The sequence below is a fragment of the bacterium genome (assembly GCA_035371905.1).
Classification (GTDB): domain Bacteria; phylum Ratteibacteria; class UBA8468; order B48-G9; family JAFGKM01; genus JAMWDI01.
The window spans coordinates 1-6,081 of sequence record DAORXQ010000029.1; the positions used below are offsets into that span (position 1 = coordinate 1).

General features: G+C 28.7%; 7 protein-coding genes. 6 read left to right on the forward strand and 1 reads right to left on the reverse strand.

Going from position 1 to position 6,081, the window contains the following annotated elements; genetic code table 11:
* Positions 1 to 379 precede the first annotated feature (379 nt).
* Genes PKV21_04615 through PKV21_04625 form a run of 3 tightly spaced genes read left to right on the forward strand, consistent with a single transcriptional unit; the run spans position 380 to position 3,729 of the window.
* Positions 380 to 1,144: an amidohydrolase family protein gene (locus tag PKV21_04615; protein HOM26771.1), complete on the forward strand. Its 765-nt coding sequence runs from the start codon at positions 380 to 382 to the stop codon at positions 1,142 to 1,144.
* Complete coding sequence (locus PKV21_04620) at positions 1,137 to 1,907, forward strand: amidohydrolase family protein (GenBank protein ID HOM26772.1); 771 nt, start codon at positions 1,137 to 1,139, stop codon at positions 1,905 to 1,907. Before PKV21_04615 ends, PKV21_04620 begins: the two co-directional genes overlap by 8 nt.
* 13 nt (positions 1,908 to 1,920) lie before the next feature.
* Positions 1,921 to 3,729 carry a glycoside hydrolase family 127 protein gene (locus PKV21_04625; GenBank protein HOM26773.1) on the forward strand — a complete coding sequence of 603 codons (1,809 nt, stop codon included), beginning with the start codon at positions 1,921 to 1,923 and terminating at the stop codon, positions 3,727 to 3,729.
* 2 nt (positions 3,730 to 3,731) lie between these two features.
* Here the strand turns inward: PKV21_04625 and PKV21_04630 are convergent, their stop codons facing one another.
* Positions 3,732 to 4,268, reverse strand: coding sequence for a hypothetical protein (locus PKV21_04630; protein HOM26774.1), 537 nt, complete (start codon positions 4,266 to 4,268; stop codon positions 3,732 to 3,734).
* A gap of 85 nt (positions 4,269 to 4,353) precedes the next feature.
* On the opposite strand from PKV21_04630, the gene PKV21_04635 reads away from it, so the two are divergent.
* The 3 genes from PKV21_04635 to PKV21_04645 form a co-directional block, all read left to right on the forward strand.
* Positions 4,354 to 4,989: an FtsX-like permease family protein gene (locus PKV21_04635; protein ID HOM26775.1), complete on the forward strand. Its 636-nt coding sequence runs from the start codon at positions 4,354 to 4,356 to the stop codon at positions 4,987 to 4,989.
* A 14-nt stretch (positions 4,990 to 5,003) separates the two neighbouring features.
* Positions 5,004 to 5,744, forward strand: a complete 741-nt coding sequence (locus tag PKV21_04640; protein HOM26776.1) for an ABC transporter ATP-binding protein — start codon at positions 5,004 to 5,006, stop codon at positions 5,742 to 5,744.
* Between the two features lie 31 nt (positions 5,745 to 5,775).
* On the forward strand, positions 5,776 to 6,081 hold a 306-nt coding region (locus PKV21_04645; protein HOM26777.1), incomplete at its 3' end, for an NAD(P)-binding domain-containing protein.

Here is a 6,081-nt window from a genome sequence, read left to right on the forward strand (position 1 = left end):
TACAAACCATACAACAATCATAAAAAATTTAATAAAAATTTTCAATCATAAACAAGGTGATTTTGATGATTTGAAAGTTGAAAAAACAACCTCTAGATATGAATATGTTTTAGGATGATGTAAAACTGGTAAAATACAGGATAATTATATTTATCAGACTGCTAGAGAAGAAGAAATAACGATTTAACTTTTATGACGAATAAATAAGATATTTTTGATTTTCTTTTTTTGAGAAGTAATTAAAAAACTGAAAGAAACTGGAATTGACAAAGAAACGATGATTATGATAAATTTAATCATAGAGAACAACTTGTATCGCAGGATTTCTTTCTGTATTATAGGTCGCGTAGTATATCTATGGATTGTAAAGGAATGAAAAATGGAATTTTTTGATATAAAGAGCGGAATTGGAGTTTTTTCAAAACCAACTGGTTATACAGAACCTGAAGAACTTTTGAGAATAATGAAAAATTATTCAATAAAAAAGTCGCTTGTTTATCATGCTTTAAGTAGAGAAATATCACCTGTTGAGGGGAATAAAATACTGATTGAAAAAATAAAAGAATTTGAAAACTTAATTCCTGTTTATGGTTTATTACCCAGAAATTCAGGCGATATTGAGAATTTTGAAAGATATATTGAAAAGGCGATTAAAGATGGAGTAAAAAGTTTCCTGATAACATATAATACATTTAAAATTCCACTTTCTCATTATTTATATTCAGAAACACTGGAAATACTCAATGAATTCAAATTACCGGTTATAATTGACCCCACTTTACCTTTTTCAAACTGGCAGGTAGATTCAGGTGACTGGCAGAGTATAAGATTAATCTGTGAAAAATATCCTGATTTACCTGTTATTTTTACAGAATTCAGAACAAGGTATCATATAAGGATTGTTATTGATTTTATTAAAAATTACAAAAACTTTTATTATGATGTTGGAAGTTGCTGGAATTACAGAGTTGTTGAAAAACTTGTGGGAATAAAAAATGGAGAAAATTTAGTTTTAGGGACAAATCTTCCTTTTTCAGAACCCGGACAATCTCTCGGTATGATTCTTTGTTCTGATATTTCCGAAAGCATAAAGAAAAAAATCGCATATGGGAATATTGAAAAAATAATAGTGAAAAATGAGTAAATTAAAAGAAAAATTTTTAAAAAGTGAAAAACTGGAAGTAGAACTTTATGATATACATGCTCATATTGGTGGATATAACAGGGACTATCCTGTTTTTGATGGAGAAAGTAGAAAAATAATAGAGGAGATGGATAGATTGAATATAAAAAAAGCGATTGTTATGCCTTTAGGAGTGTATGGAACTGAATGGTTTTATCAGAATGAAAAACTTATAAATGATTGTAAAAAATATTCTGAAAGATTGGTTGGATTTTGTCTTGTCAATCTGAATTATCCTGAAAAAGTAATAGGGAAGGAAATAACAAGATGTAGAGATGAAGGAATAAGAGGAATAAAGTTGATAGCAAGTTACCAGAATTGCGAGGATACAGATAAAAAAACAGAATATGTCTGTGAATATGCAAATCATTATAAAATGCCAATTTTAAATCATAACTGGGGAAATCCTGATTTTCTTGAAAAAATGGTAAAAAAATATCAGTATATTCAGTATATATGCGGGCATTTTAGTTTTATATGGAAGGATGTTGTTAATAATTATGAAAATGTATGGTTATGCACCTGTAATTATCTTGGATTTGGAACTGTTGAAAAAATGGTAAATGAAATAAGGAATGACAGAATCTGCTGGGGTTCTGATTTTTCTGACTTACATTTTGGTTTTACTCTCGGTCCGATTTTGCTTTCTTCAATAAGTGATGAAATTAAAATAAAAATAATTTCTGAAAATACAAAAAACCTTATAGAAAGATACTGCATTTAAAATAAAAAAAGAAATGGGGAAAAGTATAATTGAAGTTGTTAAAAAGAAAAATGTAAAGTGTTCGCCTGTGGATATAGAAGATGTTAAAGTTGATGGATTCTGGAAATATGTGATGGAAAGAAACAGGGAAATAAGTATACCTAATCTTTATAAACTTTTTGTTCAATATAAGACAGTAGAAAATTTTGAAATTGAAGCAGGATTAAAAAAAGGAGAAAAAACAGACCGGCTTGCAACTGACTCTGATTTATATAAGTGGATTGAAGGAGTTAGTTGGGATTTGCAGAATAAATGGGATGAAAAAAGAGTAAAACATCTTGATAAATTGATTGAAATAATAAAAAAGGCACAGAAAAAGTCAGGATATTTAAATACCGCTACTTATATTAAAAAAGAGTTTGAGAATTTATATTCACATCATGAACTTTATTGTGGAGGACATTTAATTCAGTCAGGCATAGCACATTACAGGTCTACTGGAAAAGAAAATCTTTTAAATATTGCTATTAAGTGGGCTGATTATATATGTAAAAAATTTGGTAAAGGAAAAATAGAAAAAACAGATGGACATCCTGAAGTTGAAATGGCTCTTGTTGAACTTTACAGAACTACTAAAGAAGAAAAATATTTAAAACAGGCAAAATTTTTCCTTGAGATTGAAAATCCTTACTATTCTGGTCTTCCAAACATTCCATTTTTAAAGTTTTCAGAACTCACAGGCCATGCTGTAAGGATGATGTATTTATGTTCTGGTGCTACTGATTATTATATTGAAACAGGAGATAAAAGATATTTGAAAGTTCTTGAAAATTTATGGAAAAACCTTGTTTTAAGAAAAATTTATATTACAGGTGGAATTGGTTCAAGATATGAGGGAGAGGCGATTGGAGTACCTTATGAACTTCCGAATTTAAGAGCATACTGTGAGAGTTGTGCATCTATTGCTTTAATGATGTGGACTTTCAGAATGTTTTTAATAAAAGGAGAATGTGAATACTTTGATATTTTTGAGACAACACTTTATAATTCATTTCTTGCTTCAATTTCTTTTGATGGTAAAAAATATTTCTATGTCAATCCTTTATCCTCAATAGGTAATCATGAAAGAAAAGAATGGTATAGAACAACATGCTGTCCTCCAAATATACAGAGATTTATTTCATCTTTGCCGGGTTGTTTTTATTCAATAAGTGAGGATGGAGTTTATGTTAATCTTTATGATACCTCAACTGCAAACTTAAAATTAAATACAGGAAAAAGAATTAAAATTGAGCAGAGAACAGGATATCCATGGAAAAATAAAGTTTTGATTTCTGTTAATTCTGAGGCGATTTTTAATTTATATTTAAGAATTCCAAAATGGAGTGATAAGACAGAAGTAAAAATTGGAGAAAAAATTTATAATGTGGAAAATGGAAAATATTTTAAAATAGAAGCGAAGGATAAAACTAAAATAGAGATAAATTTTGATATTAGAGGTGAGTTTTATTCAGGTAATCCAAATATAGAAAGTGTGAGAAATTGTTTTGCAATAAAAAGAGGTCCCCTTGTTTACTGTCTTGAAAGTATAGATAATCCAGATATAAATCTTTTCAATACTTTATTGTGGGAACAGGAATTGAAGGAAAATTACGAGGAAATTTTTGGGGGAATTATAACTTTAAATGGAGAAATTTTAACAAGTGATGAAGAATTACCTTTATACGAAAAAAATAAGAAAATTAAAATAAACTATAAAAAGAAAAGATTTAAGGCAATTCCTTATTATTTATGGGCAAACAGAGGTAGAAGTCAAATGAATGTCTGGTTTCTGAAAAAATAATCTCATTCCTTATCCGTCTTTTTCTGTTTTAAAGCGAGGTCAATGAAAAATTGCTGAATTTCTTTATTGATTGATAAACTTTTATTATTCTGGATAGGAAATAAAAACTCAATTTTTTTAAGAAAATATTCTTCTTTTTTTTCTATAAATTCAAATGATATATATGCATTTCCAAATTTTTCAAAATTGACCTTATAAATTGATAAATAACTTTTTAAATTTTCAATTTCTTCAAAAGGTCCTGTTTTTAATGATAAAGCAATAATTTCTTTTTCCGTAGAATTTACCTTTGAAAAGTTTCTTATATCACCAAGTTTTTCAATTATAAATTCAAGACCTTTTGTTATCGCTTCTTTATCATTTTTAAAATTTTTTTCATCATAATTTTCCGGTAAATAAAAACTGTTAAAAACTTCTTCATATTTTTCAGCAGTAAAATTAAATAGTATGTTTAAAGAGGCCTCTTCTAACTTCTTATTTTGAGAGAAAACCGATGAAAGAAAGCCAGTTAAAATTAAAAAAAATAATTTTTTACCCATTAAAAAAATTATAATATAATTTTTCTAAAGTTTTAAACTTTTTTGTATTTTTTAAAAATGGTATAATTTCTAAAAAGGAGCAAAGATGGAAAAAAAGATAGAAAAACAATTGAGTTTACCTTTTAAAAATGCTCTTCAGATGAGTTTAAGAAATTTTAAAATAAGATTTGGAAGGGCAATAATTGTAACAATGTCAATTTTACTCGGTATTGCTTTTTTTATGTCTGTTATGGCTTCAAATGTTTTTACCATGGCTTTAATAGAAAAGGGTCCTGAAAATATAAGAACTTTGCTTGTTGAAAATCTTGCAGAACTGAAAGTAAGACAGACATGGCTGGTAACTCTTTCTCTTCTTGTATGTACTGTTGGTATTATAAATTCAATGCTTATGGCTGTCACTGAAAGATCAAGAGAAATAGGAACAATGAAATGTCTTGGAGCACTTGACAGATTTGTTATGGAATTGTTTTTACTTGAAGCAATGATTCACGGTATCGGTGGTTCAATTATCGGTAGTTTTCTGGGTATTTTAATTATGACTCTTGTTTATGTAATCCAGTACAAAAAAATAATTCTATCAATTTTTCCATTTTTACCACTTTTAAAATATGTTGGTATTTCAATAATCCTTGGAACAGGACTTGCTATAATTGGAGCAATTTATCCAGCAATTGTTTCAGCAAGAATGGAACCAGCCGAAGCAATTAGAAGAGAAGTTTAAAAAAGGAGGGAAATATGCCAAGAGAAGTAATAGTAAGAACGATTGAGTTAAAGAAAACATATATGCTTGGGAAAATACCATTACATGTTCTTAAAGGGATTGACCTTGAAATTTTAAAGGGAGAGTATATTTCTATTATGGGACCATCCGGGAGCGGGAAAACAACTTTATTTAATATGATAGGAGGACTTGATAAACCATCGGAAGGTAAGGTTTATATTGATGAAGTTGATATTGCACAACTTGATGCTTATGAACTTGCATGGCTCAGATGCAGAAAAATTGGATATATTTTTCAAACATTCAATTTAATTCCTGTTATGAGTGCACTTGAAAATGTCATGCTTCCGATGATTTTTGCTGGAATGACCACAGATGATGCAAGGGAAAAGGCAAAATCATTACTTGAATTGGTAGGATTAGGAGAAAGATTGCATCATAAACCATTTGAACTTTCTGGAGGACAACAGCAGAGAGTAGCAATAGCAAGAGCCCTTGCAAATGACCCTGCAATTATTCTTGCAGATGAGCCAACAGGAAACCTTGATTTAAAAACTGGAAAGGAAATAATAAATCTTTTAAGACAGATGAATAAGGAAAAACAGGTAAGTATTATTACGGCAACCCATGATTTAAAAATGCTTGATGTTTCAGACAGGGTTATATGGATAAGGGATGGAATGATTGAAAGGATTGAAGACAGAGAAAACCTTGATATAAGAGTGGGTCATGTAGAAGGAGAGGAAGCCGGTTAATAAAATTTTACCTGCCTTAAAGGAGAGACAATTGAAATTAGGAATAATTGGATTTGGAAATATGGGTTCTGCTATTATTAGTGGTATTCTTGAAAAAAAAGTTATAAAAAAAGAAAAGATTTTTGTTTTTGATGTAGATAAAGAGAAAATAAAAGATATCCCTGCAAATGTAGTTGAAAATAATAAAGAAATTGTGGAAAATTCAGATTTGATAATAATAGCAGTAAAGCCAAAAGATGCTGAAAATGTTCTTTGTGAAATAAAAAACTATCTGAATTCAGAAAAGATACTCATTTCAATAATGGCAGGGATTAAAATAAAAAGAATAGAAGAAATT